The sequence below is a fragment of the Nostoc sp. UCD121 genome (genome assembly GCF_014222285.1).
Classification (GTDB): domain Bacteria; phylum Cyanobacteriota; class Cyanobacteriia; order Cyanobacteriales; family Nostocaceae; genus Nostoc.
The window spans coordinates 17,334-44,293 of record NZ_JACKZS010000040.1; the positions used below are offsets into that span (position 1 = coordinate 17,334).

General features: G+C 42.4%; 26 protein-coding genes and 3 tRNA genes. 16 read left to right on the top strand and 13 right to left on the bottom strand.

Annotated features, from left to right (window positions below; translation table 11 throughout):
• The first annotated feature begins 91 nt into the window (after positions 1 to 91).
• Positions 92 to 769 (top strand): SMI1/KNR4 family protein, encoded by a 678-nt coding sequence (locus GNF10_RS11315; protein WP_185585919.1) that lies wholly within the window; start codon positions 92 to 94, stop codon positions 767 to 769.
• 35 nt (positions 770 to 804) lie between these two features.
• On the opposite strand, the gene GNF10_RS11320 is transcribed toward GNF10_RS11315, so the two are convergent.
• Positions 805 to 1,380: a GNAT family N-acetyltransferase gene (locus tag GNF10_RS11320; protein ID WP_185585918.1), complete on the bottom strand. Its 576-nt coding sequence runs from the start codon at positions 1,378 to 1,380 to the stop codon at positions 805 to 807.
• Positions 1,381 to 1,705: 325 nt separating this feature from the next.
• On the opposite strand from GNF10_RS11320, the gene bioB reads away from it, so the two are divergent.
• A complete protein-coding gene (gene bioB, locus GNF10_RS11325; protein WP_185585917.1) occupies positions 1,706 to 2,713 on the top strand; it encodes a biotin synthase BioB in 1,008 nt (335 codons plus the stop codon).
• Positions 2,714 to 3,066: 353 nt separating this feature from the next.
• Here the strand turns inward: bioB and GNF10_RS11330 are convergent, their stop codons facing one another.
• Positions 3,067 to 3,561 carry a MarR family winged helix-turn-helix transcriptional regulator gene (locus GNF10_RS11330; protein WP_185585916.1) on the bottom strand — a complete coding sequence of 165 codons (495 nt, stop codon included), beginning with the start codon at positions 3,559 to 3,561 and terminating at the stop codon, positions 3,067 to 3,069.
• 102 nt (positions 3,562 to 3,663) lie between these two features.
• Here GNF10_RS11330 and GNF10_RS11335 point away from each other — a divergent pair, with 102 nt between their 5' ends.
• On the top strand, positions 3,664 to 4,569 hold the full coding sequence (locus GNF10_RS11335; RefSeq protein WP_185585915.1) for an EamA family transporter: 906 nt from the start codon (positions 3,664 to 3,666) through the stop codon (positions 4,567 to 4,569).
• A 141-nt stretch (positions 4,570 to 4,710) separates the two neighbouring features.
• On the opposite strand, the gene GNF10_RS11340 is transcribed toward GNF10_RS11335, so the two are convergent.
• Complete coding sequence (locus GNF10_RS11340) at positions 4,711 to 4,806, bottom strand: cytochrome b6-f complex subunit PetL (RefSeq protein WP_094332720.1); 96 nt, start codon at positions 4,804 to 4,806, stop codon at positions 4,711 to 4,713.
• Between the two features lie 153 nt (positions 4,807 to 4,959).
• Here GNF10_RS11340 and aroB point away from each other — a divergent pair, with 153 nt between their 5' ends.
• On the top strand, positions 4,960 to 6,072 hold the full coding sequence (gene aroB, locus GNF10_RS11345) for a 3-dehydroquinate synthase (protein ID WP_185585914.1): 1,113 nt from the start codon (positions 4,960 to 4,962) through the stop codon (positions 6,070 to 6,072).
• 116 nt (positions 6,073 to 6,188) lie between these two features.
• Positions 6,189 to 6,767: a Uma2 family endonuclease gene (locus GNF10_RS11350; protein ID WP_185585913.1), complete on the top strand. Its 579-nt coding sequence runs from the start codon at positions 6,189 to 6,191 to the stop codon at positions 6,765 to 6,767.
• On the opposite strand, the gene GNF10_RS11355 is transcribed toward GNF10_RS11350, so the two are convergent.
• The gene (locus GNF10_RS11355; protein ID WP_260445951.1) at positions 6,753 to 7,304 is read right to left on the bottom strand and encodes an NUDIX hydrolase; all 552 of its coding nucleotides are present in this window, start codon (positions 7,302 to 7,304) and stop codon (positions 6,753 to 6,755) included. The two genes, GNF10_RS11350 and GNF10_RS11355, sit on opposite strands and share 15 nt — an antisense overlap.
• Complete coding sequence (locus tag GNF10_RS11360; protein ID WP_185585912.1) at positions 7,294 to 7,605, bottom strand: S-layer protein; 312 nt, start codon at positions 7,603 to 7,605, stop codon at positions 7,294 to 7,296. The genes GNF10_RS11355 and GNF10_RS11360 overlap by 11 nt, the downstream gene beginning before the upstream one ends.
• Positions 7,606 to 8,244: 639 nt before the next feature.
• Between GNF10_RS11360 and GNF10_RS11365 the strand changes: the two genes are divergently transcribed.
• Positions 8,245 to 8,484: a hypothetical protein gene (locus GNF10_RS11365; protein WP_185585911.1), complete on the top strand. Its 240-nt coding sequence runs from the start codon at positions 8,245 to 8,247 to the stop codon at positions 8,482 to 8,484.
• A 92-nt stretch (positions 8,485 to 8,576) separates the two neighbouring features.
• Positions 8,577 to 9,980, top strand: a complete 1,404-nt coding sequence (locus GNF10_RS11370; protein WP_185585910.1) for a tyrosine phenol-lyase — start codon at positions 8,577 to 8,579, stop codon at positions 9,978 to 9,980.
• Positions 9,981 to 10,030: 50 nt separating this feature from the next.
• Here the strand turns inward: GNF10_RS11370 and GNF10_RS11375 are convergent, their stop codons facing one another.
• Together GNF10_RS11375 and GNF10_RS11380 are read right to left on the bottom strand one after the other, a co-directional pair.
• The gene (locus tag GNF10_RS11375; RefSeq protein ID WP_185585909.1) at positions 10,031 to 10,882 is read right to left on the bottom strand and encodes a CmcJ/NvfI family oxidoreductase; all 852 of its coding nucleotides are present in this window, start codon (positions 10,880 to 10,882) and stop codon (positions 10,031 to 10,033) included.
• Between the two features lie 66 nt (positions 10,883 to 10,948).
• Positions 10,949 to 11,632 (bottom strand): glutathione S-transferase family protein, encoded by a 684-nt coding sequence (locus GNF10_RS11380; RefSeq protein ID WP_185585908.1) that lies wholly within the window; start codon positions 11,630 to 11,632, stop codon positions 10,949 to 10,951.
• A gap of 216 nt (positions 11,633 to 11,848) precedes the next feature.
• Between GNF10_RS11380 and GNF10_RS11385 the strand changes: the two genes are divergently transcribed.
• Positions 11,849 to 12,229 carry a hypothetical protein gene (locus tag GNF10_RS11385; RefSeq protein WP_311774150.1) on the top strand — a complete coding sequence of 127 codons (381 nt, stop codon included), beginning with the start codon at positions 11,849 to 11,851 and terminating at the stop codon, positions 12,227 to 12,229.
• A 17-nt stretch (positions 12,230 to 12,246) separates the two neighbouring features.
• Here GNF10_RS11385 and GNF10_RS11390 read toward each other — a convergent pair whose 3' ends face one another.
• Both GNF10_RS11390 and GNF10_RS11395 read right to left on the bottom strand, forming a co-directional pair.
• Positions 12,247 to 13,023 (bottom strand): RNA methyltransferase, encoded by a 777-nt coding sequence (locus GNF10_RS11390; protein WP_185585907.1) that lies wholly within the window; start codon positions 13,021 to 13,023, stop codon positions 12,247 to 12,249.
• Between the two features lie 95 nt (positions 13,024 to 13,118).
• Positions 13,119 to 13,200 (bottom strand) — tRNA-Leu (locus GNF10_RS11395).
• Positions 13,201 to 13,609: 409 nt separating this feature from the next.
• On the opposite strand from GNF10_RS11395, the gene murA reads away from it, so the two are divergent.
• From murA to GNF10_RS11430, 7 genes are all read left to right on the top strand, one after another.
• Positions 13,610 to 14,977: a UDP-N-acetylglucosamine 1-carboxyvinyltransferase gene (gene murA / locus GNF10_RS11400; protein ID WP_114084512.1), complete on the top strand. Its 1,368-nt coding sequence runs from the start codon at positions 13,610 to 13,612 to the stop codon at positions 14,975 to 14,977.
• A gap of 309 nt (positions 14,978 to 15,286) precedes the next feature.
• The gene (locus GNF10_RS11405) at positions 15,287 to 16,165 is read left to right on the top strand and encodes a M48 family metallopeptidase (protein WP_185585906.1); all 879 of its coding nucleotides are present in this window, start codon (positions 15,287 to 15,289) and stop codon (positions 16,163 to 16,165) included.
• 116 nt (positions 16,166 to 16,281) lie between these two features.
• Positions 16,282 to 17,403, top strand: coding sequence for an alpha-hydroxy acid oxidase (locus GNF10_RS11410; RefSeq protein ID WP_185585905.1), 1,122 nt, complete (start codon positions 16,282 to 16,284; stop codon positions 17,401 to 17,403).
• 109 nt (positions 17,404 to 17,512) lie between these two features.
• Positions 17,513 to 17,596 (top strand) — tRNA-Leu (locus GNF10_RS11415).
• Between the two features lie 39 nt (positions 17,597 to 17,635).
• Positions 17,636 to 17,905: a hypothetical protein gene (locus tag GNF10_RS11420; RefSeq protein WP_185585904.1), complete on the top strand. Its 270-nt coding sequence runs from the start codon at positions 17,636 to 17,638 to the stop codon at positions 17,903 to 17,905.
• A 350-nt stretch (positions 17,906 to 18,255) separates the two neighbouring features.
• Entirely contained in the window at positions 18,256 to 19,053 is a 798-nt protein-coding gene (locus tag GNF10_RS11425; protein ID WP_185581066.1) for a WecB/TagA/CpsF family glycosyltransferase, read from the top strand.
• Positions 19,054 to 19,416: 363 nt separating this feature from the next.
• Positions 19,417 to 19,488 (top strand) — tRNA-Gln (locus GNF10_RS11430).
• Positions 19,489 to 19,578: 90 nt separating this feature from the next.
• Here the strand turns inward: GNF10_RS11430 and GNF10_RS11435 are convergent.
• The gene (locus tag GNF10_RS11435) at positions 19,579 to 20,058 is read right to left on the bottom strand and encodes a hypothetical protein (RefSeq protein ID WP_012411525.1); all 480 of its coding nucleotides are present in this window, start codon (positions 20,056 to 20,058) and stop codon (positions 19,579 to 19,581) included.
• A 206-nt stretch (positions 20,059 to 20,264) separates the two neighbouring features.
• On the opposite strand from GNF10_RS11435, the gene GNF10_RS11440 reads away from it, so the two are divergent.
• A complete protein-coding gene (locus GNF10_RS11440; protein ID WP_185581067.1) occupies positions 20,265 to 21,563 on the top strand; it encodes a hypothetical protein in 1,299 nt (432 codons plus the stop codon).
• 81 nt (positions 21,564 to 21,644) lie between these two features.
• Here GNF10_RS11440 and GNF10_RS11445 read toward each other — a convergent pair whose 3' ends face one another.
• From GNF10_RS11445 to GNF10_RS11455, 3 genes are all read right to left on the bottom strand, one after another.
• On the bottom strand, positions 21,645 to 22,790 hold the full coding sequence (locus GNF10_RS11445; RefSeq protein WP_185581068.1) for a SpoIID/LytB domain-containing protein: 1,146 nt from the start codon (positions 22,788 to 22,790) through the stop codon (positions 21,645 to 21,647).
• 221 nt (positions 22,791 to 23,011) lie between these two features.
• A complete protein-coding gene (locus tag GNF10_RS11450; RefSeq protein ID WP_185581069.1) occupies positions 23,012 to 25,228 on the bottom strand; it encodes a polysaccharide biosynthesis tyrosine autokinase in 2,217 nt (738 codons plus the stop codon).
• Positions 25,229 to 25,782: 554 nt separating this feature from the next.
• Entirely contained in the window at positions 25,783 to 26,742 is a 960-nt protein-coding gene (locus GNF10_RS11455; protein WP_185580584.1) for a ribonuclease Z, read from the bottom strand.
• Positions 26,743 to 26,960: the final 218 nt, after the last annotated feature.

Sequence of the window (26,960 nt, forward strand, 5' to 3'; positions counted from 1 at the left end):
ATACTACCTCTGGCTTCAACATCAGCATAGACGCAAAAAGTAACCCATATCTAAAAAATGGTAGCGTCACCATTAAAATCTAGAGCGCATAATGAATAAAGTTTTGCAATTAAAGAAAAAATTAACTCAATTAGCTATTTTAGACGCTACATTTGAGGTTTTTGGCTCAGAATCACACCAATATCAATTAAAACCTTGCTTGAGTAACAAAGATATTCAAGTTTTTGAATCTAAATACAATATTACGCTACCAAGTGAATATAAAAATTTTCTGTTAGAAATTGGCAATGGTGGTGCAGGGCCAGGATATGGCTTATCTGGACTATCGGGTATTGAATATGAAGATGTTATTTCCGAAAAACTATACCAAGATAATTACGAAATTCTCTCTCAACCATTTCCTTTTACAGAAGCGTGGAATGATTTAGATTTGATTGTCAATAATAATCCCGATGTCGTTACCAAAAATGATGCATACTTCGATGATAAGTTTATTCAGGGCACTCTCACAATTACAAATTATGGTTGTGGAATTTATGGGATGTTAGTTATTACTGGGGAGCAGTCAGGAAAAATCTGGATAGATGACCGTACTAATGATAATGGGATATATCCTGCTTCTTTAAGTTTTTGTCATGCTTTCCATGATTCTGACCCTGATGATTTACATCCCAATAACGATGAGGAACAGCCTTTGAGTTTTTCTGATTGGTATGAAGACTGGCTTAACCGAAGTTTGCATCAAATCCGCCAGTCTTCAGAAACTTAACCTGAATTCAATAGACCAAGTTAGAAAATAACTGCTTAAAATTTTGGTGCTTGCCAGTTAGGATTTGTAAGACTTGTCATAATATGATCTTCCCATTGTCCATTAATTAACAGATAGTCTCTAGCATATCCTTCAATGACAAAACCGAGTCTTTTTAAAACATTGCCACTACGCCGATTGTGAGGCATATAATTTGCCATAACTCGGTGAAAATTTAACTCTTGAAAAAGATACTCAGTTGCGGCTTTTAGCCCTTCTGTCATATATCCTTTACCTTGTTTACTTTCAGCTAGGCTATATCCCACGTAGCAAAAATGAGCGGCTCCTCGAACAAAATTGCTAAAATTGACCGTTCCAATAATTACAGTAGGATTTTTTTTGGTAAAAATAAATAGCTTTAATGATTGTCCATTGATAAATTCTAGAAAACTATTCTCTATCTGATATTGCCAATATTCTTCAGTGAAAAAACCATCAGCCCATAGAGGGTAGAATGGGGTGAGATAGGTTTTGTTATAAATGAAGTATTTGAGAATTTGGGGTATATCTTCATGAATCCCCGCTCGTAATAATAAGCGATCGCTAGTAATTATTGGCAGTTCTGATATCATAATCGATGGGATCTCTTCCCAGCACATACTCTAAATTTTATAAATTCTCTCATACCTACGGTTTAGCAGCAGCAGTTAGAACTGCTTTCCCCAATATTCTGTACAAAAGATAGAGTAAGTATTTTTGCTGGTAATCTGCCATTCCACCAAAATCTTGATAAGCTGATGTCTAATATCTAGAGCGCAAGGATTGAGAGCCAAGGGGTGATAAAGCACAGTACACGGCATAACTTCGATAAAATCGCTTTGCCTAAACACTGTACCGCAGGAAATTCAACCAAAAGAAAGCTCAAGATTTAGCCCAGTCTACAAGAAGGATAGTGATGTGGTGGGAATACGCTACGATTGGCAGGAATTAGAGATTCGGGCGATATACAACACGCCATTGCTAGAGCTTATTTATCAAGCTGCTAGCGTGCATCGCCAATATCATGACCCAACAAAAATACAAGTTTGTAAGCTTATATCCATTAAAACGGGAGGTTGTCCAGAAGATTGTAGCTACTGTGCCCAATCTTCTCGCTATAAAACAGAGGTAAAGGCGGAAGCACTCCTAGAAAAGGAAACGGTAGTTAACATTGCCCAGAAAGCGAAAGAAACTGGTGTTAGTCGCATCTGCATGGGTGCTGCTTGGCGCGAAGTCCGGGATAACTCACAATTTGAGGAAGTCCTGGAAATGGTCAAGGATGTAACTGCAATGGGTTTAGAAGTGTGCTGCACTCTGGGTATGTTGACGGCAAATCAAGCCCGGAAATTGGAAGAAGCGGGACTTTACGCCTACAACCATAACTTAGATACCTCGCAGGAATATTACAACACAATTATTACCACGAGAACTTATAGCGATCGCTTGAACACAATCGAGAATGTCCGTCAGACCAATGTTACCGTCTGTTCCGGCGGCATCCTTGGTTTGGGCGAAACTGTCGATGACCGAGTTGGGATGTTACAAACTCTGGCAAGCTTACATCCGCATCCAGAGTCTGTGCCAATTAATATTCTTTCACAAGTACCGGGCACACCCTTAGAAAATCAGCCTGATGTCCCCATTTGGGATATTGTGCGAATGATTGCCACAGCCAGAATTTTAATGCCAGCTTCCGATGTGCGTCTCAGTGCTGGTAGGGCTAGACTTTCTCAAGTAGAACAAGCTTTCTGCTTTATGGCAGGAGCCAATTCTATCTTTTCTAGTGACGACAACAAAATGTTGACGGTGACAACTCCCTGTCCAGATTATGATAGCGATCGAGAAATGCTGAATTTACTTGGTTTGGGGATGCGTCCACCTTCCCAAAGACAAGAGAAAGTAGCAAGCCCGGCTGTTGTAGGATAAATATTTGATTTGGTGTAAAACATTTAGTCAAGGATTCAGATCCAGACTAAATGTTTTTTTGTTCTGACTTTCTTTATTGAACAGAATTCAGGAGTCAGGAGTCAGAATTCAGAATGAATTCTGTACGACTGGTGGATGAATAACCGGCGTTTTTGCACCCCCACCAAATTTTTAATTTGGTGGTCAACAAGAAAGTCGCGGATCTGAATCCCCGACTGATAGCGTAGCGGTAGCGAGTCTGCGTTCGCTTTTAGCATCTCGTAGAGAGCGTCTTGATTCTGACTCCTGTTAGCGGTAGCGGGGCGTTTAGCCCATTCTGACTTCTGAATTCTTCTTCAATAACAAGATTGCTACTATTCTCCTTCAAATGAATTCAAGAGCTTTCTTAAAAGCACAACCAGTAATTCCCGCTCTGAGGGCTGCAAAACACTGAGGATGCGATGCTCATTGGCAACATGAGCTTCTACGGCTTTCTCAATTAAGTTGAAACCTTTTTCTGTCAATGTGATTAAAGTGCCGCGCCGATCACTCGGATCAGGAATTCGTTGTACGAACCCAGCTTTCTCAAGTTGGTCAACGCGATGGGTCATTGTGCCCGATGAAACCATCAAAGTATTAAACAATGCCGTTGGTGATAGCTGGTAAGGAGCGCCAGAACGACGTAAGGTCGCTAACACATCAAATTCCCCAAGATTCAGACCAAACTGAGAAAACGTCTCTTGGATTGCGTGTTCAAAATGCTTGGCTACCCGTCCCATCCGCCCAATTACTCCCATTGGCGATACGTCCAAATCAGGACGCTCACGTTGCCATTGCGCCAAAATTATATCGACTGAATCGGAAGCCATTGTGCTGATTGCTGATGCAAATTTCTTGACATCAAATATCTTAACATCAAGATAAATGCTAAAATCTCGTTATCAAGTATCTTGATGTCGAGATAAAATTTTATGAAGATAAAGACTGCCGGAAAGTTTGATATTTGCCTGACAGCCTTAGCACCAGCAATCTGGGGAACTACGTACATTGTGGCAACAGAACTTTTACCACCGAATCATCCGTTGTTAGTTGCAGCATTGCGATCGCTACCTATCGGTATTTTGTTAACCGCAAGTTTGCAACAACTCCCCAAAGGTATTTGGTGGTGGCGGATTTTCCTGCTGGGAGGGTTGAATATTGGTATTTTTCAAGCCTTGTTATTTGTGGCAGCCTATCGTCTTCCCGGTGGAGTAGCAGCAACAGCCGGAGCAATTCAACCGTTGTTAGTGGTGATATTTTCGTGGCTATTATTGGGCGATAAACCATCCAAATGCTCAATTATCGCTGCCATTACCGGATTTATTGGCGTTGGTTTATTGGTTCTCAGTCCTGCGGCTCGTCTGGATTGGATCGGAATTGGCGCTGCGATCGCGGGAGCAGTAACAATGGGCTTAGGAACAACATTAACTAAACGCTGGAAACGTCCAGTTTCCCTGCTGGTGTTTACGGCGTGGCAATTGGCGATCGGCGGGATGATTCTTTTACCTATTGCCCTAGTTGTTGAAAAACCGTTGACTAACCTGAGTGTGACAAACCTATTGGGATTTGTCTATTTGGGTTTGGTGGGAACTGGGTTAGCTTATATGCTTTGGTTTCGGGGAATTGAACGATTAAAAGCAACAGCTGTTTCTTCCTTGGGATTGATGAGTCCTCTAGTTGCAACACTGATGGGCTTTCTGGTGTTACATCAAACGTTAATGCCAATTCAACTGATTGGAGCAGCGATCGTACTAGTGAGTGTTTTGGTAGGGCAACAAACGAATCGATTAGGCGATCGTTCGACTACCCACAAAATATCGTCTAAAAAATTACTTTAGTTCAATATGGTTTGCTATTGATTAATTGAGTTAAACAGATTTATCGCCAACTTTTGGATGTTATTTTTAAGCACATTAAGGGACAGGTAGAATGCCCGTCCCTTAAGATTGATCGGTTGATAAGTTGGATCTGTCTCTCGATTAAATTATCTTGGCAGTTCGCAGACCGAACAACAGACCGACAGATAAACCGAAGAACAAAGCTAAAAAGCCGATGTAAGCTGCAATTGCAAACATTTATTTTTCTCCACAATACTTCCTAAATATATTGAATCATTAGTTGTTGGGCATTAGGCATTGGAAAACTCTTCCCCAGTACCCAGTCCCCAGACTTCAATCCCCCAGATTGCGATAGAATACAGCCCACGGGCGCTTGTTTGGGGTTGAGCAATGACTTCTTTAATTAATGTAAATTTACCAGAGCAGTCTTATGAGATTGCGATAACTTCGTTGAGCTGCGCTAACGCACCTTCGAGTTTAGATCAACTGGGTCAACAGATGGCTAATCTGAAACTAGGCAAGAAAGTACTGCTAGTTTCTAATCCAAAGATTTTTAAGCATTATGGGGAAAGAGCAATTACATCCCTGACATCTGCGGGATTTGAAGTCGCTAGCTGCACTCTACCGCCTGGTGAACGCTACAAAACCCTCAATTCCATCCAAAAACTCTACGATATCGCCTTGGAAAACCGCCTAGAACGTTCTGCGACGATGGTGGCTTTGGGCGGAGGCGTGATTGGCGATATGACTGGCTTTGCAGCCGCTACTTGGTTGCGGGGTATTAATGTTGTCCAAGTGCCTACAACTCTCTTGGCGATGGTGGATTCGGCAATTGGTGGCAAAACTGGCGTAAATCATCCCCACGGTAAAAACTTGATTGGGGCATTCCATCAGCCGCGCTTGGTTTTGATTGACCCAGATGTGTTAAAAACTCTTCCGATGCGCGAATTCCGGGCAGGAATGGCAGAAGTTATTAAATATGGTGTAATTTGGGATGCTGAATTATTTGCCCAGTTGGAAGCAAGTAAACGGCTTGACCAACTCCGCTATGTAAAACCTGAGTTAATAGGAACCATATTAACGCGCTCCTGTCAAGCTAAAGCTGATGTTGTTAGCAAAGATGAGAAAGAAGGCGGATTACGTGCGATTCTCAACTATGGACATACCATCGGTCATGCAGTGGAAAGCTTGACTGGTTATCGTTTAGTGAATCACGGTGAAGCGGTAGCTATTGGCATGGTAGCAGCCGGTCAAATTGCTGTGGAATTGGGAATGTGGCAAAAGGAAGATACAGAACGTCAAAATGCTTTAATTCAAAAAACGGGTTTACCAACTCAGTTACCATCTGGGGTAGATATTGAAGCAATTATTGATGCGTTACAACTAGATAAAAAAGTCAAAGCAGGAAAAGTACGGTTTGTTTTACCAACAGAGATTGGTGTAGTTACAGTTACCGATGAAGTGCCATCAGATATCATTCGGCAAGTCTTGCGGGGAATGTGAAGAATTTGAAAAAGAATTCAAAAGTCAGAATAAAAATTAGTTGCCCTGTCCTTCAATTACGAATTACGTTAGCGTAGCGTTAGCGAGGAACGAGCGTCATTACGAATTACTGAGCCATGATACTCCAAGCCAAAAATCAATTAACTTTGCAAGAGTTCCTAAATCTTCCTCCCGGCGAAGGAGACATAACTTATGAACTTGTTGATGGTCATGCAAGTCCTAAAATATCACCAAAAAAATTTCACTCTAAACTTACCCGTGCCCTCCTCAATTTGATTGAGCAATGCTGTCAGGGTAAAGGAGAAGTTTGTCCAGAATTAGCTATCGCCTTAACCCGTCGAGGGCGAGATTGGATGCCAATACCGGATATTTTGTATATTTCCAATGAACGTTTACCCCCGGATTGGGAACAAGAGGGAGCATGTTCTGTTCCTCCCAATTTGGTGATTGAAATTATTTCGCCTGGACAAACCTTTGGACAAATGGCAGCTAAAGCCAAAGACTATTTAGATGCTAAAGTGCTGCGGGTGTGGGTGGTAGATAGTAAAGCTAGAAGTATTACTGTTTTTTATCCAGATGCAGCACCACAAACTTATATGGGAGACGAATTACTCACAGATTCCCTATTTGAGGGACTCGAATTTACTGTTGAGCAGGTGTTTCAAAAGGCTAAAATACCATTAGATGCCGAATAGTAGACTTTTTGCGTCTAGCACAATTTGACGCATATCATTTTTATTGCCTGCTTGATATTGAGAAATGAATTCATCAATATCTATAATGTTTCTTCCCATACTTTCATGTGTACATAAGCTTAGACAGTCGTAGCCATTGTTAGAGATTATTTCCTCAACAAATCCAGTCATGACCACAAGGTATGTAAGCTGCTCAGGTTGACTACCGTAAAAATCAGACTGGATAAATTTTACAACTTTTAATTCTCCTAGAGTTACTTTTACCTCCTCCATAACTTCTCGTCTTGCAGTTTCCTCATAAGTAAATTCGCCTATCTGCACATGTCCCCCAGGGAGGTCAATACCACGGTCAAGGAGAGCGCATACAATTAAACCATCCTTGGTAAAAGGTACGACTAGAACACTCGTTATCTTTTCAAAGGCAGGCAAAAATGAACTGCCAATATCTACAAAATTGACTTTTTGGCCTTTTTGGATGACAGTCTTTCTGTAATCCTTCTCACTCATTGGCTTAACTTCTGCTATTTTATTTTTCAAACTGCGGTTCTTTCTGCGGTTGCTGCTGGCTATTTGTTGGTTGCAATTTAAATAAAGCTGGTGGTGTAGCTTTACGGAATGCACCACAGTAGTGCATAGTCATAACTGCTTTAAAAGCCCAATGGTCTTTTGGTACATCACTAAAGGGATTCGGCAAATTTTCTGCTTGATTTTGGATACAAGCATTCAAAACTTGATTCGATTTTGCTGGTGTGTCGGTAGTAGGTTCTTGAGATTTGACAGGAGTAACAAAGCTACTACTAGCTAACATTACGACTGTTACCAAAAGTTTGCAGTTCATAAATTTGAGTTCTCTAGGGATGAAACTCCCAGATGTTAGTTCCCAGGCTCTTGCCCAGGAACTAGAATAACCTAAGCGTTAGAAAACATGGTAAGCATTACTAATAGAACAACTAATCCACTGATCCAAAGAGCTAACGAACCCCAACTAACTGAATCTTTTTGTACTCTTTGCCAGAAATTGTTAACTAAGTTATTTCGAATTGCCATTTTATAACCTCCAATTTTTATTAAACTTGTACTTACTCAAGGTATGAAGCCTGTATTGAGCAAAGAAAAGTTCATCTTTAGGAATATCAGCCTTTATTTGCTGATTCCCAAAGACTAATCAACAGAGATTTAAATTAATCCGTTCAGGGATGTTTACGATAAAGCGTGTGTCTTAACGCATTACCGATCTAATAAACAAAAATTTACAAAAAGATATTTGTTGATGCTTAACTTTATTTTCCCATACGTAACTGTTTACACTTAGAAATTTGGCAATTTTGAGAGAATTCTTAACGTTTCCTTAATCATGTGTAAAAACTAGTATTTTTTTAATCAAAAACTACTTAAATACTGATTATGTTTAACTTTCACTCGTGATTTATCTAGACTTGAAAATAGACACAACTAATAGTGAAAAGGTAGGTAAATAATGGTGCAACAAATAAGACATAATGAACCGCAATATATCTGTATTATTCCAGTTGAGAGAATTACAGCTAACCAAGACGAAGAAATTATGACCTTTGGTATATCAGCCGACGATGCCAAAAAACAAGGTGAGGAATTATTAGCATCTATCTATAGTTGTAATAAATCACAAATCTTGGAATTGATCCAGCAAGCACGAATTGAACCAATAGCTCAGTGGTGTGCCCCTAAAGAACGCTAAAAGTACTTATGACGGTCTTGGCAACAGCAAGTATTAGCACCCAAAATGGTATGCAAATATTTGCCTTACCTGCATGAAGGAGCAATGAATCTATGACCGATGCCAAGCAAACTTCCCCGCGCCGCCGTCGCTCTTGGGCAGAGCCATATAAAATCAAGGTGGTTGAGCCATTAAAAATCACTACTCGCGCTGAACGCGAACAGGCGATCGCACAAGCCGGTTACAATACCTTTCTGCTACGTTCTGAAGATGTCTATATTGATTTGCTCACTGATAGCGGCACTTCAGCCATGAGTGATTATCAGTGGGCGGGGATTATGCTGGGTGATGAAGCTTATGCCGGCAGCAAAAATTTTTACAATTTAGAAGCAAGTATCCAAAAGTATTACGGCTATCGCCATATTGTACCCACTCATCAAGGGCGTGGTGCAGAAAACATTCTTTCTCAAATACTGATCAAACCAGGTGACTACATACCTGGCAATATGTATTTCACCACAACCAGGCTGCATCAGGAGTTAGCTGGCGGTACTTTTGTAGATGTGATTATTGATGAAGCCCACGATGCTCAATCACTGCATCCATTCAAGGGCAATGTAGACTTACAAAAGCTTACAGACCTAATTGAGCGAGTTGGGGCAGAACGTATTCCCTATATCAGCGTCGCCGGAACCGTGAATATGGCTGGCGGACAGCCGATTTCAATGGCTAACCTGCGGGCAGTACATCAGTTAGCCCAAACCTACGGTATCCGCATTATTCTCGATGCCACCCGCGCTGTGGAAAACGCTTACTTTATCCAGCAGAGGGAAGAGGATTATTCCAATCAGGCGATCGCTACCATCTTACGCGAATTTTGCTCCTATACCGACGGCTGCACCATGAGCGGCAAGAAGGATGCACTAGTTAACATCGGCGGTTGGCTGGCTCTTAATGACTATAATCTTTACGAAGAAGCACGTAACCTAATTGTTATTTATGAAGGTCTACATACTTACGGTGGTATGGCTGGCCGGGATATGGAAGCTATGGCACGAGGTATAGAAGAATCAGTTCAAGACGATCATATTCGTGCCCGTGTCGGTCAGGTTGAATACCTCGGACAAAAGCTTTTAGATTGGGGTATTCCAATTGTTGTGCCGATTGGTGGTCATGCCATTTATTTAGATGCCAAACGCTTTTTACCACAAATCCCCCAAGACCAATTTCCGGCACAACGTTTAGCGGCTGAACTGTATCTAGAGGCAGGCATTCGGGCAATGGAACGGGGTATTGTTTCGGCCGGGCGCAGCAAAGAAACAGGGGATAATTATTATCCAGAGTTAGAATTAGTCCGTTTGACTATTCCCCGCAGAGTTTACACCCAGGCTCACATGGATCTGACTGCTGAAGCAGTTGAAGAAGTTTATCATAATCGCGATCGCTTACGCGGACTCAAAATGATTTATGAACCGAAGTATCTCCGCTTCTTTCAAGCAAGGTTTGAATTGAATTAGGGGGATTGGGGATTGGTTATTCTCCTCTCCCTCATCTCCCCCTCTGCCCCCTATGCGGCATAGAAAACCAACGTCCGCAACTCGATGCTCTCACGTGGTGGGGCATCTGGCTGGCTTGTTGGGTCGTCGAATGCGGTGTGGGCGGCGAACCGCGCCAAACCTTCTTCCTCTGAATCAAAACACTTGATAAGTAGGGCTTCGTTCCGTTGCATTTGCGGAAAGTAGAACCACCGATGTTTCGGGTTGTACGTGACTGCGTAGGTTTCGCCAACGCGATCGCGATACACAAGATCGGTAGCCACGAGGTCATTCGGTGCGATACTTTGGGCATCACACACCGCTAATGGAGACTCTTGAACGGGCCCTGCGATCGGTCGCCAGAGGTTAACTACACTAAATCTATACCGCAGAAGCTCATCAGGGTCTTCAGTACCGATTGCTTCCAAAACGGTACGGGCGCGACTATAACCAGACTTGGCGGTGAAGTCGTTGTGTACGCCCCTGACTGGTGTCTTTATGCCTTGTTCGCCCTGCTTCGCTCGTTCGGCATTACGCAGGTTGTGATCGAACACTATCACCCTTTGGGCACCTGTCAAATCCTTGAGAAATTCCTCGGCTTCAGGGTAGTAAACACGGCGCACCTCATCGCGATCGTAAAAGTCTTTAACAGTGCTGTGCTGTTCGACCAAGGCGAATCCCTGCTGATCTAAGGACACATTTTCTGCGATCGGCCGAGCATCGTAGATTGGGAGTGTATGTATCTCATACTTCCCACTTCGCTGTGGAATACCTGGCGGTGGTTCGTAGGTGTAGTTAACAGGTTTTTCTGCTGTCGGGGTGAGGTAATGGAGTTCTCCCTCAACGTGCGGTATATCTTTGAATAATTGACTGTTTAAGCTCATGGGTTAATCTCCCAGTGAATTCAACAATGTTTTAATGATGGCGGATAGGGGACTGTAACCTATTAACTATTTTTGAGCAGAAGCAACGGGAGTGGGCGCACCAAGAATCTTGGCAAATCGTTCTAAATAGAAGCTTGTAGGATTTTCCACCGCCCGAATTGACTCGCGATCGCGCAGGGTATTCCACCATTTATGCAAGCGAGGGGTTTCTGTTGGTAAGGTAAAATTGCGGAAGTGTTCTAGAAGGGGCAAGCGTTCAAACCAAGGATAGAAGCTAATATCAACTAAACTCAATTGCTCCCCTAACCAGTAAGGGCCATTACCAGAAAGCTTACCTAGTCCTTCTTGCTCAATGTACAATAACGCTTCCAAAAACTCTCTTTGTCCTTGTCCCTGTTCTTGAGCATCTTTACCACGCAGGAATTTGTTAAAGGCGGGTACAAAGCGAGTGTTGGCATAATCGATCCAGATCCGAGCGATCGCTTTAGCTCCTGGATCGCGGGGTAATAAAGGTGGTTCTGGAAAGACTTCATCAAGATATTCGTTGATGATGGCAGACTCATAAATTTCGATATCCCCATGTTTAATCGCAGGGACTTTGCCGTAGCGCGAAATCTGTGTATAGCCATCTGGTTTGTTTTGTAAGTCAATTTCAGTGCTGCTAAAGTCAATTCCTTTTTCTAGTAAAACCACACGGGTTCTTTGGGAAAAGGTGGAGGCTTTGGCAAAGTAAAGTTGTATGTTGCTCATAAAATACTTTCCTTGTAAATGCGTGGACGCGCAGTATTACTAAATATCAACTACTGAGGAAGCAAAAGTGCAATCGCATACTGGATATTATACTACGGTTTATCGGTCGAATTAAAGTACAAAGTTCCGAGGTTATTCCACAGTCTTTACAAAAATACAAATTCTAACAATTCGAGACAACTTGGCAAAAGTGACCAAAGCCAAGTATCGATATTATTGATAACCACTGCTAAAGTTGATACAGCACACAACTATGATGTTATAAGTGCAAAATTTAAATCTGTAGAAACTGCAATCACAATTAGGTCAGTAAATCAGGATTTTCAAGTCAATATTATGGAGCCAATTCAGCCACAACAGCGCCGCGTCGCCGATCAAGTGTTTCAGCAATCCCTCGATCAGTTGGAGGATATCTTACAAGAAATTTCAACTGAGGAAGAAGAAATTCCACAACTCCCCCAACTGCATACTACTAATCTCAGTGAAGTCGAAGTCGATCAAGATTTGATCGCTATTGATTTAGCGGCCCTTGAGGACGCAGTTGCTGATATTGAACAATATCTTGAAGAAAAGACAAAAACTCAAGAAAAGTTATGAGTTTTAATTCCTAACTCTTAACTCATTTGCCGCCGAGCTTCGTACAACATTAAAGCAGCTGCGATCGCTACATTCAAAGATTCTACCCCAGGACTCAAAGGAATTCTGACTTGTTGATCTGCGATCGCTGCTAAATCTGCCGACAATCCGGCCCCCTCATTTCCTAGTAAAATCAGACTGGGTTTGCGCCAGTCCACATCCCAATAAGTTAAAGTCGCACTGGGTAAGGTTGCCACTACCTGCATCCCTGCTTGCTGACTTTGTTGAACTGTTGCTTTTAAATCTTCGGTTACGGACATTGCTAGGCGAAACCATTGTCCTGCGGAAGCCCGGAGAACTTTTGGGCTGTCTAAATCTACACTATCTCCACTTACCCACAAACCTGATGCTCCTACCGCCGCAGCAGTGCGAATCATCGTACCCAGGTTTCCCGGATCTTGCACCGTTTCTAAAGCTAGAACTAGACCAGTCAATGGTAGTTGAGTTTGGCTATCCCTTCGTTTTGCCGTTGCTACAACACCATCCGGTTGGACTGTAGTAGCGATCGCATTTAATACTTCCTCGCTGACAATCTCGGCGCGATCGCTTTTACTACAAGCTTCTTCCCAGAGTGATGAGTGGGCTACTTGCCAATCTGGAGTACAACACACTGTTTCTAGTGGGTAGTTTACCGCACAAGCCTCTTCCAACAGGTGCGTCCCTTCCAGTAAAAATAACTGCTGCTTGTGCCGCTCCTTGGTGGAGTGGAGTTTGCGAATTTGCTTAACTAAGGAATTTTGTAAACTGGTCAACATTAAAAAGTTAGGAGTTAGGAATTATGGAGTTAGGAGTTAATTTTAGTTTTCTTTCAACTTTTAACTCTTCACTTTTAACTCCTAACTGAAAATTATGCGGAACCCGGGACTTGAACCCGGAAGCCTTGCGGCACTAGAACCTGAATCTAGCGCGTCTGCCAATTCCGCCAGTTCCGCTGGCACTTGTCTTTATCGACAATTTCCTATTATTGCGTTATGTTTTACCTTTGTCAAGTGAAAACCTAATGCCTCCTTTAAGAGGCTCAGACTGGAAACGAATTTTTCAGTGGATTAGGTCGAATTAAAATATTAACTGAACAGTAGAGCATTGATTTTTAGAGAATACTTAAGTCATTTTACTGAGTATTTAATTTTGCTTAAAACTACTACTTATTCATTCTTTTTTATTAAATTTTTTAAAAGCTCAAAATAATTGCTATTGCTTGCTTTGAGCCATTATTTTTCACCAAAAAATAATTTTTTTATGCAATATGCTGTTCTAAAATGTGGACAATTTGAATCTTTACTGTAGAATCAAAACCAACTTCAAACATATAAAATACGTATTACTTTTGGAGGTAGGCTTATCAATCCTTCTACCAGCTTACCAGATGCCAAAATTGCTCCAGAAGCAGACTCCTCAGTCTTGCAAATTTGGGGTGGGCATCCTTTGCGAGGTCATGTGAAAATTAGCGGGGCAAAAAATGCAGCACTGGTAATCATGGCTGGAGCCTTGCTGTGTCCGGGCGATTGTCGTATCCGCAACGTCCCCTTATTAGCGGACGTAGACCGGATGGGTCAGGTGTTATCAGCTTTGGGTGTAAGCTTAACGCGGCAAGGCGATATTTTAGACATCAACGCCAGCGAAATTAAAACATCAAAAGCTCCCTACGAACTAGTTACCCAGCTAAGAGCGAGTTTTTTTGCCATTGGTGCCATTCTTGCAAGATTGGGAGTAGCACAGATGCCCTTACCAGGCGGTTGTGCTATTGGGGCAAGACCAGTTGACTTGCATGTTCGGGGACTGCAAGCAATGGGGGCTGAGGTGCAGATTGAGCATGGCATTTGTAATGCCTACGTCCCTGGCAGCAGCCGGAGATTAAAAGGTGCGAAGATTTACTTAGATATCGCCAGCGTTGGAGCGACGGAAAACTTGATGATGGCGGCTACCCTGGCAGAAGGGGAAACGATCATCGAAAATGCTGCCAGAGAACCGGAAGTAGTTGATTTAGCTAACTTCTGTAACGCGATGGGAGCGAAGATCAAAGGGGCGGGTACTAGCAGGATTATTGTTGAAGGAGTCCCCAAGCTGCATTCTGTTGACTACAGTATTATTCCCGATCGCATTGAGGCCGGGACGTTTTTGCTGGCAGCAGCAATTACCCGTTCCGAACTTCTTCTTTCGCCGGTGGCTCCAGAACATCTTATACCAGTGATTGCCAAGCTGCGGGATATTGGGGTGACGATAATTGAGGATAAGCCTGAACACTTACGTATTCTGCCGGCGGAAACTCTCAAGGCAACGGATATTGAAACCCAATACCATCCAGGTTTCCCTACAGATATGCAAGCGCCGTTCATGTCTTTGCTGACATTGGCCGAAGGCGACAGCGTGATTAACGAATCCGTCTTTGAAAATCGCTTGCGTCATGCCTCAGAGTTAAATCGCTTGGGGGCAGACATTCGTGTTAAAGGCAACGCTGCTTTCGTTCGGGGAGTACCGAAATTGTCTGGCGCACCAGTGTTAGGTACAGACTTACGAGCATCGGCAGCGCTAGTCATAGCAGGACTGGCAGCAGAAGGAAAAACTACCATTCAAGGATTACAGCACCTTGATCGCGGTTATGATCGGCTCGATATGAAGTTGCAGCAATTGGGCGCTAAAATCCTGCGTGTGGGTGAAACATCAGCAGATGCCGAAATCGCTCCCAGCATCAGCAGTCTTTCAAGTTGAAATTGATCTGACAATTCAGGCCATTTGGAAAAGCCCATGAAAGAGCTAACTCCCTAGCCCCCTTCCCGTGTCGGGAAGGGGGAAAATTCAAAATCTCTCTCCTACAAGGAGAGAGGTTTTCCACCGTGAAGAGTCGGGAAATTGAAAGGTTGAGACTGAGACGGAAACAAGAGGAATGAGGGAGACAAAGTAAAATTTTCTCCCCCCCACTCCCCCTGTCTACCCTGCCTAAATCGTTATACTAACTGTGGGCGGCTGTTTATTTAACTAGCCAGATTCCATAGTTGTTTTTTTATAGCTTGCTGCACTATGTCTTTCTTCAAAACCCCTCTGATTGGTTTAAAAGCTGACTCATTTCGTCATCCATTAGACCTGGAAGCTACTAAAACGCTCAAGCAAATACCAGGCATAGATATGTTGGTGCGAAATTGGCTCGGGCCAATGGCAGAGCAGGTTTTCTATGTAGAAAATATTGCCTCCAGCATTCTGGTGGGGGAAAAGCAACTACCCGATTTATACAAGCTGTTGTTAGACGCTTGTGAAATTCTGGATATAGAGCCTCCCCAGTTGTATGTCCGGCAACATCCGGCTCCCAATGCCTATACTTTTGCTGTGCGCGGTAAACAGCCCTTTGTGGTAATACATACATCTCTAATTGATATCCTCACCCCAGAGGAAATACAGGCAGTAATTGCCCACGAGTTGGGGCATCTCAAGTGTGACCATAGCGTTTATTTGACCCCAGTAAATTTATTAATATTAGCTGCGGCGATTGTGCCCAATGTCGGAACCTTCGTTGCTCAAGCGATACAAGCGCAGCTTTTAGAATGGGTGCGCTGTGCTGAGTTTACCTGCGATCGCGCCGCATTACTAGCAACCCAAGATCCCAAAGTTGTCATGTCAGTGTTGATGAAGCTGGCGGGTGGTTCCCCAACTTTAGCGCCACAACTGAATCTCGATGCTTTTGTTGCCCAAGCCCGCGCTTATGATGACATTAGCAAGACCGAATTAGGCGAAATGGTCAAAGCTGCCCGCACAGCCCAATTAACCCATCCAGTGCCAGTGTTGCGGGCGCGAGAAATTGACCGTTGGGCAAGCAGCACAGAATACCAATCTTTAATTCAAAGTCATGGATTGAAATCTACAAGTAATGAAGTTGCATCCAAAGGCGGCTGGCGAAACTGGTAGAGTTACTAATGCGATCGCACGGTGAGTTACTTTAAAAAAACTCAGTTACTAAAAAAATCGTTCAATCAAACAATCGGATTAAAAAACATCCTATTGGTTAACCCACAGCCGCTACCATGACAGTTGTATCCAACGACCATCGGTTTCAACCCATAAATCTCTTTGAGTACGAAAAGCTAGCAAAAGAGCATCTGTCTCAAATGACTCTTGATTACTATAGCAGTGGTGCTTGGGACGAAATCACATTACGAGATAATTGTGCTGCCTTTGAGCGAGTCAAGTTAAGACCTCGGATATTAGTCGATGTTAGCGATCGCAATTTAACTACCTCCATTTTAGGACAACCCCTGCAACTACCTTTGTTAATTGCGCCAATGGCTTTTCAATGTCTAGCCCATCCAGACGGAGAAGTGGCCACAGCCCTAGCTGCCGCATCAGCTGGTGTGGGAATGGTATTAAGTACAATGGCCACAAAGAGCATTGAAGAAGTAGCAATTGCGTGTGATAAATTTCCAGATTCTCTGCGATGGTTCCAGCTTTATATCCATAAAGACAAGGGATTAACTCGTGCTTTAGTAGAAAAAGCTTATAAAGCAGGCTACAAGGCACTCTGTCTGACTGTAGATGCACCAGTTCTCGGACAACGCGAAAGAGATAGACGTAACGAGTTTGCCTTACCCACAGACTTACATCTGGCTAATCTCGCCACTATCTCAGGGCTAGATATTTCCCATGAGAAAGGCGAATCTGGGTTATTTACCTATTTTGCCCAACAACTAAACCCAGCAGTAACTTGGGATGATTTGGAATGGTTGCAATCTTTATCTCCACTACCTTTAGTTATCAAAGGAGTTTTACGGGGAGATGATGCTGTGCGGGCTGTAGAATATGGGGCCAAAGCAATTGTTGTTTCCAATCATGGTGGCAGACAACTCGATGGTGCGATCGCTTCAATAGAAGCCCTAGTTGAAATCGTAGCAGCAGTAGATGGTAAAGTAGAAGTGCTACTGGATGGAGGCATTCGCAGGGGTACAGACATTCTCAAAGCTCTGGCATTAGGAGCAAAAGCAGTACTGATTGGACGACCGATTTTGTGGGGACTAGCAGTAGCAGGACAAGTTGGTGTATCTCACGTCATCTCACTGCTACAAGATGAGCTAAATGTAGGGATGGCACTTAGCGGCTGTGCAAACCTACAGGATATTAACCCTAGTTTATTGACGTTGCCACGCTTTTAAGCCTTAGATAATGGTTTAGACATCATTATTCCAGAAAAACTTTGATAATTAATTTTCAAACTTGTTACAAAATCGCTCATCTATAGTAGAATAGTTAAGTTAGATATAAGGGCGGGTGGCGAAATTGGTAGACGCACCACACTCAAAATGTGGCGGCCTTGCGGTCATAGGAGTTCGATTCTCCTCCTGCCCACTATTAAATAAGTAAATAGAATAGAGAGGTTAAAAGTTCATGCGCCTGAAAAGATGGGAATCTCCCCGTAAAGAAGGTAGGAATGACAAAGGTAGAGGCGGCTCTGCGAGAAAGCGGCAACTCAAAAAGCAACGCCAAATGTTACGTCAAAAACTCAAAGAAGCTAACAAGCCAGACAATAATAAAAATAATCGAACAGGGGAAGATAAGTTTATCTTCCCCTTATTTTTTGGGCTTTTATCTCTTAAGCACATAATTACGTATCAAAATCGGCAAACTGAGTGTCTGTTCTTTCGTTTTTCTATGTAAACTAACTACGTAAAAAATACTACCTAGTAATAAAGTTTCTACTAGGAATTTTTCGTAATTGTAATGCTTGCATGAACCAATCAAAAATTAATTATGAAGAAAGTATGAATTTTGTCAAACAGCATCTAAAATCCCTAGCTTAAAACAGTAAGCTAGGACACAACAGCAAATATTTATAATATTACCAATTAACCTAAAAGCATACTAAAAAAGCAATTGCACCTCCATGTGTTAACTTCCAACGATTACACAAGCCTATAAAAAGTCAGGAGTTATCCAATCCGAATTATTCAATATTCGGAATGGTCTAAGCAATCTATGGATTTTTTTCTTGGACACAGGAGTTATTGATGGTGGCAAGAGTGCCTCTACCTACTAAAAAAGTGCTTGATTTCCCTATTACTGCTTTGCGTTTTGACGAGCAGGTACAAACAATACTGAAGTGGGCGAGTAGGCGTGAGAGTAAAACTGTATACGTAGCTAATGTACACATGCTCATTGAAGCTCATTGGCATCCACAGTTTGCCACCGTATTACGAAATGCAGATATAGTTACTCCTGATGGTATGCCTCTTGTATGGATGATGCGAAAAATGGGGGCTATTTACCAAGACCGTGTGGCAGGGATGGATATTTTTTTAGCATTGTGTCAGCGAACTCAAACACAAAATCTCAGTATTTTCTTTTTAGGTTCCCAAACAGAAATTCTTTCTAAAATGCGAAAAAGATTAGAGCAAGAATTTCCCCAAATAAAGATTGCGGCGATGGAACCTCTACCCTTTCGTCCCCTGACTGAAACTGAAGACGAAGCCTTAGTTCGAAAGATTAATTCTAGTGGTGCTAGCGCCGTCCTAGTATCTCTAGGATGTCCTAAGCAAGAAAATTGGATAGCTCAACATAAAGGTAAGATACAAGCTGTAATGATTGGACTGGGTGGAGTTTTCCCAGTTTATGCCGGAATTCACAAGCGGGCACCCCGCATAGTTAGAGACTTAGGACTTGAATGGCTGTATCGATGGATTCAAGAACCACGCCGACTTTGCGGCCGCTATGCTAAGACCATTCCACTATTTATATGGCTGGCTACCAAGCAACTACTATCATCAAGTAGGATTGCAGCAGTTTTTCTTCACGAGACTGGGGATTAAGGAAAAGGAAACAGGGCAAGATGTGATTGGCGTGGAAAGAAATAATCTAGATACCCCTAGCTTTGAATATAAAAGCTAGGTGTCTCACTGGTAAGCAGGAATAGATGATAAGCCGTTCATAATCAAGTGAAGCAGATTTTAAATGCAAAGAAATCGCGATCGCAATTCCTTTACCCTTTAAGTGAGTTCGACGATACAGCCAAGCATCAATTCAAGGGTTCACCCCAAAGCCATGAAAGAGTCTAAGTGTAAGCATTCCGACCAATCAATGTCCTGCCGTAAAAATCCTTTATCTGAAATAAACTATTAAAGTACTTGACACAAACCCAGGATTAACTGCTATATTAGCTAGAGTAAAGTCGTTGGGGCGTAGCCAAGTGGTAAGGCAGCGGGTTTTGGTCCCGCCATCCCTAGGTTCGAATCCTAGCGCCCCAGTACATCTAAAGACAGGTTGTTACGCCTGTCTTTTAGAGTTTTTATTCAATTAGCTAGAAATTCAACTTAATTTATCTGATTATGTAGAGCTTACTTATCAGGGGATTTGAGAGCTTGGTCTAGAGTTTGCCGAGCCTGTTCTGCTTTAGATCGTGCTTCTTGATAACGTACATTAGCTTGGGCAAAATTTTTGAGGACTTTAAAACCTTCCTTGAGTCGAGTAATTTCCTCTTCAGTCACCGAATCGTCAGTGAACAGAACATCAACCGCTTTGCGAATTTCTAACGCTTCAGCTCGTGACTCCTGAACTTTCAGCTTGAGTGTGGCCAGGTTACTTAAAACCTGGACAGCTTGTGTAATAGTATCCTCACCGCTAGCAGTGTCAATAGTTGACTCTTTAACCTCAATTAATTGTTGAGGGCCAAATCCTTCTTCCAGTTCCGTGGGTAGCTTACCTGCATCCATCAGTTCCATCAGCTGATCCATTGCTTTATCACGGGCTTTGGCTGAATCTTTTCCAGAAACAGTAAGGATAATTTCTGGACTTTGAGCGAGAGTATATTGAACCATATTTGAGCAGAAAATTTGCTGATTAACCAAGCTGAGGGAAACAATTATAACATGTTGTGTGTCAGGTCATTTGTTGGTTTGTTATTTCACTGCCGGGTTGCTAAATTGATGTAATTTCATACTTTATTGTTACCCCTGTTAAGTCGATCAAAATAAAACTTTATACTTAATAAAACGGGAATAAGTTTCAACAGGAGGGGAGAGCAATGGCTCCCAATCCCACCATCATGCAAGCTGTCGAAAAACTGGGCTACCGTGTCACCGTTGGTGATGTGGCAACCCAGGCAGGATTGAACGTCGCTGAAGCTAATCAAAGCTTGTTAGCCCTAGCATCTGATGCTGGAGGACATTTGCAGGTAGCGGATTCAGGTGATATAGTTTTCCTTTTTCCACAAAACTTTCGAGCAATTTTGCGTAATAAATACTTCCGGCTACGATTGCAGGAATGGTGGAAAAAAATCTGGAGTGTTCTGTTTTACCTGATTCGGATTTCTTTTGGAATTTTCTTAACTGTTTCCATCGCCCTGATAACTGTTACCATCTTCATGATTATTACTGCTGCCAATTCCGATCGCGACGGCGACAATCGGGGCAGTAATTCCGGGGGTGGGGGTTTCTTTTATTTTCCAAATTTCTTCTGGTATCTTAGCCCAAATTATGACACCTACTACCAGGAACGGCGACGTGAAACCAGAGAAGAAAGCAATCTGAATTTCTTTGAAGCTGTCTTTTCGTTTTTGTTTGGTGATGGGAATCCTAACGCCAACTTAGACGAACGTCGCTGGCAGGAAATTGCTACGGTGATTCGGAGCAATCGTGGCGCAGTGGTAGCAGAACAAATTGCCCCATACTTGGATGATATCGGCGAGGGATATACAAGAGAGTACGAAGATTACATGCTGCCCGTTCTGACGCGATTTAATGGGCAACCGGCGGTAAGTCCAGAAGGGCAAATTGTTTATTACTTCCCAGAGTTACAGGTGAGTGCGGTTAAAAAGCGCCGTCATTCAATATCATCTTACTTAGAGGAATTGCCTTGGCGTTTTAGTGCCGCAAGTTCAGGGCAAATTATGTTGAGTGCAGGGTTGGGGGCACTAAATTTAGTTGGTGCTTTAGTACTGGGAAGTTTGTTGAGAGATGGTACTGTTGCTGCCCAATTAGGTGGACTGGTAGCTTTTGTGCAAGGAATTTATTGGCTGCTATTGGCTTATGGAGCAGGTTTCTTAGGCATACCGTTGTTGCGTTATTTCTGGATTAAGTGGCGTAATCGCAAAATAGGCGATCGCAATCGCGATCGCCTTTCCCGATCAAGGCTATTGGCAAGTCCTGATGTACCTTTGCAACAAAAAATCTACTATGCTCAACAATTTGCCCAAGAAAAAGTTATTAGCAAGGAAGATTTAGTGTATTCTAGCGAAACTGACTTACTTGACCAGGAAGTTGAGCGTTCTGCACAAATTGACGCTGAATGGCAACGGCGCTTGGAACGTGGGAGTGAGGAATAGAAAGCAGAGGGACAGGGGGGCAGGGGAGCAGGGGGAGAAGAATTAAGAATCAGTACCCAATGCCCAATACCCAATCCCTGATTACTTCGCTTGAATTGGTGTTAGAGCTACACCCTGATAATAATGTCCCAAAATTTGCAGGTGGTTTACTCCTTGCCGAGCCAGATTGTACGCCCCCCACTGACTCATACCCAAACCATGACCAAAGCCAAGCCCTTGAAGTACAAAACTACCATCGGCTCCCTTGCTGACAGTGAAGCGGGTACTTTTTAACTTCAGCGCTGTCCGCACTTCCTCACGCTGGAGAAGCTTAGTGCCCTTGTTACCGACAATTTTTAAGACTTTAACACTACGGAAAGGCGAGAATGTTTCTGGAATCATCGCCGTTACATTGCCAAGTTCAGGGAATTTAGCACTAATCTCACTGGGCGAGAAGGTTTTTACCCAATTACACGCGCTGATATTTTGATCGTAGTCTTGAACAGCACGCAGGTAAGGTAAGGTATTTCCCCAAACATCTTCTACATTTTCGGTGTGTCCCCCAGAACAAGCATGAAAAACTGAGAGAATAATCCGGTTTTTGTAAGTTAATACCTGCCCTAGTGTAGAATCCACTGCGGCGTAAGTAGCGGGAGCTTCACTGATGACACCTTTGTAAATTTGCCAACGATCTGGGGTATTGCCTAAATCGTAAACGGGATTATTCCGTTGTTTTTCACGCTCGTAAAGAGCGTAGGTGCGAGCTGCGATCGCTTGGGCTTTTAAAGCTTCTTGGGGCCAGCTAGCATCCATTTCGCCACCAAGAACGCTGTAGAGATATTCTTGGTCATCAACCCAATTAACAGCCGTTAAGCCTTTTTCTGTGGGTACAACCAGAGTTCTACCACGATACCAGCGATCGCCAATATAAACAAATCCTTTACCCGTTGGCTCAATCCAAAATAAACCAGACTGCCACTTATCTAAAGCAACTCCGCCAGGAATGGCTTGGGCATAATATGCACTCATCGCTGGTAACTGTCCGAGAGTTCGTCCGGTACTATCCTTGACAATCCCAGTGGTAGAACTGCCCACTTTTACCTGATTAACGCCCCTCTCAATTGCCACGCGCAGAATTACAGACGCTTGGGCTGGGGCAACCAAAGCAATCCATAAGAGAACACTCACCCACCAATGACGTACTTTAATCTGGGAAAATAAAAAGCCTAAGTAAAGTTGGAATTTCATGCTGGTCATCTAATCACACTAGTATCTAATTGACGCTCTGGATTATCACGTCTACTACTTTAAGATGAGACACTTCTCCAACGCAGGAGGTTGCCACCTCCTACTAATTATGCATTTTGCTTTAGCTATCAGCTAGAAATCAAGTCAAGAAGCCAGGCAGATAATTCCTCTCCTCTACCTGTTTCCAATGCCCAATTCCCAATTCCCAATGCTTCTTCAGTCTACGATGCCAATACCTTTTGAGAATTACTCACTTCATTAGCGATAATTCCAATTAAATTCAACTGACTCAAAATTTCTGTAGCTTGAGTCAGTTCAGTTCTGGTTACTTTGCCCATGCGCTCTACCATCACAATAGCATTGCAAAAAGATGCCACAATCCTGGCATCAACCGTACCTAAAATAGGTGGAGCATCTATCAGTACTAAGTCATAACTTTGCTCAAATAACTCTATTAGTTCTTTCATTCGTTGAGAACTGAGCAACTTCACCGTATCTTCTGGTTCCGGCCCAGCAGTCAAAATATCAATTGAAGGATGAATAGGCTGGATATAATCTTGAAAATGAGTAGTTGTCTCATCAACTAATAACAGAGATAGCCCCCAATCATTAGATAATCCCAGGATTTTATGCAAGCTAGGATTGTGCAAATTAGCATCAATAACTAATACCCGTCGGTGCATCCGGGTAGCGCTAGCTACAAGCCCTAATACCAAGGTTGTCTTCCCTTCCCCTGGTAGTGCTGAAGTAAACATCAGCGACTTGAAAGGTAAGGGATATTTTAATATCTGAATGTTTTGGTAGATCATATCCAGGTTCTCATGGACGGGCAATCTAGTAGTAGCTTCTATTACAGAGTCATTTGATCTACGCCGCCCCTTCCAAGACAGTCCCAACCACCGTTTTTTGGCACTATGCGATGGCAATTTTGGCACTGATCCCAGTATACGTAGATTCGTCAGTTTCTTTAAATCTCCCGTACAATAAATAGCGTCATTAAACTTTTCAAAAATCAAGGCTGCTAAAATACCTAAAATCGGTCCAATCAGAGTTCCTCCAACCAAAAGGAATAATCTGTTATTCCCCATATAAGTCCCTAGAGCAGGTTCTGTTAAAACTTGCCAAGTATATCCTTCCTGAGCAATTTTTAGCCCTAAAGACTGTTGTACTTGAAGGAGTTGTTCAAGCGTTTTATGACTAGTTTCTACCTTTGGGAGTAAACGATTGTACTCGGCTATTAAACTTGGGTACTTGTTTAGTTCAGAACGGAGCCGCTGTTCTGACTCAGCTAGATTCTTTTCATTGGCAGTTAGCCCTAAAACAGTTGTCTGCACCAGAATAAACTCATCTATTAGCGTTGGATCAACCCCTATTATTTGCCCTTTTGAAAGCGGTTCTCCCTTACTGCTATTAGTAATAGATTTTACCTCTTGTCGTAATAGCGACAATTGGCTCTGGCGTTGTTGCTTTAGCTTTTGTACCGATGGATAATCATCTGTATAGCGCAGTCGCTCTTTAGCTAATGCTAGTTCAGTCTTTTGAATTTCAATCAATAATGTTTGATAGCGGCTTGACTGATTTAAACGAGAAGAAATTAGTTCATTCTGCTGGGATGAAGACGCTATTTGTTGCTCTAGGTTATCGTAGCGGGCGTTTGCATCTTGAAGGTTGGCACGAGTAGTTTGTAGCTGATTTTGAATATCGGCTAGAGATTCTAGCAAAATTTTACTTTGGACTTCGGGATCTAGTAATTTATGTTTTTTGCGAAATTGCTCCAAATTTTTATCAGCTTTACTTACTTCTTTTTTTATCTCCGGTAAGCGAGCATTTACAAAAGCCAGTCCATGATTCAGGCGTTCTTTTTGTTGTTCTTTATTGTAATTTTGATAAACTTTTTGTAGAGCTTGCAGTAATTTTTGTGCTTTGACTGGATCTTCATCATTGAAAGAAACTTTAAATACTTGACTAAAAACTTTATTAGCTCCTATACCTCCCTCTTCTGGAGTTACTTCTAAAGGTGCTTTTTTGTTCTGTTTTGTTTGACCATTGATATCCGCTAAGGTAATATCAGGATAATCAGAATGAACTAAATCTACAGCTTTCTGGAGAAGCTTAGAACTCAGCATGAGTTTCATCTGAGTAGTGGAATCAACAACTTGATAATTAGAATCAGTAACCTGAGTGTCTGCCACGACTGGAATATTATTTGACTGTGCCCCTTGAGATAAATTGGAATTCACCAATATCTGCATACTACTCTGGTAAGTAGGTTTGGCAATGACAGCCAAGAGGCTAGCAGCAGACATAACTACACAAGAAACCCCCAAAATCAAAAAGCGTCGGCGAAGCAAAATAGTAGATAGTTGTCTGATGTCAACTGCGCTTTGTGCTGAAGTAGTAGTAATTTGTTGCTCTTGATTCAGACTAATCTTAGCCACTATCAAACTCCTCTAATATCGAAACAATATATTTATTTGGAAGATTTATGAGAAATCTAAAATGTTTTTTACACCTATAGCCGTAATAGCACACTTAATTATTCTTCCAACAATGACAAGCTCACTTGGCACAATATTATGCCAAGTGGTGCTTTCATGTTCATCAATTCATGCATATAAATTCTTAATCAGTGTTGGAAGAATAAATTTTCAATAAATATTTTATTGAAAGGATAAAAATCTTGACCAAAAATTAATTATTTTGTCTAAGTATTGAAGTAGACAATCATCTAATTTACAACACTACTATAGAAATTAAAGTTCTTTTGATAACTTGTAGTATAAAAAACATTGAGAAAAATATTTAACCCATACTCTTTGGAGATTTTTTCCCCACTTAGATAACTGTAAATTGTTGGTTAACTAGTTGACTTACTTGTAAAATTAAACTGCTGTTTATTTGCTGGGCGTTATGATTTGGAGTAGTAAACTTCAAGATAGAGCCTGGTTAATTTTAGATTGTAGATTAGAAGGGTTCAATAGAAAATCTAAAATTAAACGCCTACCCTGGTTAACTCTACTTCTCGTCGTCTGGGTACTTCATGAATCATGAAATCATAAGCCATGTCAGTGCGGGGAAAAATAGCACGGGCTTCTTTGAGGAGATCCTTCAACTCCAAGGTATTGCCAGGAGCATAACGGGGGCTGAAATGACTCATAATCAGTCGATGTGCCCCAGCAGCTAAAGCTGTTTGCGCTGCCATTGTGGTTGTGGAATGCAAGCGCTGAAAAGCCATATCTGCATCTTGATGGGCAAAGGTTGCCTCGTGAATTAATACATCTGCATCATGAGCTAATTCCACTGCACCATCACAATAAATTGTGTCTGTGCAATAGGCAATTTTCCGTCCAATTTCTGTAGGACCGCATAATTGGGTACCATCAATCACCCGTCCGTCGTCTAGAGTAACAGTTTCACCGCGTTTGAGTTGACCGTAAATACGACCAGAAGGAATTTCTAACGCTTTGGCTTTTTCCACATCAAAGCGTCCTGTCCGGTCTTTTTCGGCTACGCGATAGCCGAAAGCTGTAATCCTGTGATGCAAATTACCGCAGGTAACGGTGAAGTCATCGTCTTCATAAATTACCCCTGGACGGATGGCGTGAACTTTAATTGGGTAGGAAAAGTGCGTGTAGGAGTAACGTGAGGCGGATTGAATATAATCATTTAATCCAGGTGGTCCATAAATATCAATTCTTTCCACATTGCCAGCTAAGCCGCAAGTAGCAAGAAGTCCCATCAAGCCAAAAATGTGGTCGCCATGCATGTGGGTGATAAAAATTCGGGAGAGTTGACTGATTTTAAGCTCACTCCGCATAATTTGATGCTGGGTGCCTTCACCACAATCGAATAACCACAGTTCTGCCCTTTGGGGTAATCTCAGGGCGACACTGGAAACATTGCGCGATCGCGTGGGTACACCGGAACTCGTCCCTAAGAATGTTATCTGCACAGTGTTCTTTAGTCTTCCTATTGCTCAATATTGCAACTCTATTTTCTATAGTGACACGGTTATTGATTTATTTTTTGATAGCCCTTATCAGAAAAACTAAAAACCCGATAGCTATTAGATCAGCTAACGGGTTTTATTAGTAATAATATCCCTGGCACCGAGCTATTTTTGCGTAGGGCGACCCCTAAACTATCGTTGCCGCAACAGCGTTTCACGTC